This is a genomic window from Corynebacterium sp. AOP40-4SA-5 (assembly GCF_052377355.1).
Lineage (GTDB): Bacteria > Actinomycetota > Actinomycetes > Mycobacteriales > Mycobacteriaceae > Corynebacterium.
Genome location: NZ_JBQSWS010000062.1, coordinates 1 through 774 on the forward strand (window position 1 = coordinate 1; position 774 = coordinate 774).

The 774-nt window shown below is 64.2% G+C and carries 1 protein-coding gene; it reads right to left on the bottom strand.

The window, feature by feature from the left end; translation table 11 throughout:
- Positions 1-774, bottom strand: a 774-nt coding sequence (locus tag ACT3S3_RS15270; RefSeq protein WP_444627018.1) for an ISL3 family transposase, incomplete at both ends; no start/stop codon positions are given.

A 774-nucleotide genomic window follows, 5' to 3' on the forward strand; every position in this document is an offset into this window, starting at 1 on the left:
ATGGAAATACGCCAGGATATCGGCCCGGCGCCGCCACAACGTGCGCCCGAACTGCGCCAACTCCTCCAACCCCTTCGGCAGCTCCTTACGCAGCGTGCCGATCAACCCGGCCATCAACGTCTTGCCCCGTGACTTGCCCGGAACACCGTACGCGGCGATGAGATCCTGGTAGATGCCCCAAGTGACCTGCAGAGCGACGTAGTCGTCGTCGGTGGTCCACAGCAGATTCAGCCGTTGTTTCTGCCGGTCGGTGAGATAGTTCGTCCTGGTCATCAGGTGACGGCGGTGCTTGTAGAGCGGGTCATCTTTGCGTCCGCGCCGCCCGGTCGTTTCTCGTTGCAGGCGCTGACTGCATCCGGTGAGTTTCTCGGCGGCCAGGTGCACCACATGAAATGGGACCATCACCTTCGTCGCCGCGGGTAAGGCGTGGTCCACGGCGGTGGCGTAGCCTGCGAAGCCGTCCATCGTGACGACCTCCACACGCTGGCGGAAACCAGGGTCACGCTCGTTGAGCCAGGTTCGTAGCACCTCGGCACTGCGCCCGGGTCGCATATCGATCAACCGGGCCGGCCCGCGCCCGTCGACCAGCGGGGTCAGATCCACCAGCACCGTGACCATCGAGGAGGGATCGCCGGGACGGCGGGTGTGTTTCCACACGTGCTCATCGACACCGAGTATCCGCACGTCAGCGAGGTGATCGCCGGAGTCGTAGACAAGGTTGCGGCACGCCTGAACCGCGATCTTGTTGACCAGCTGCCACCCGACACCTAGGGC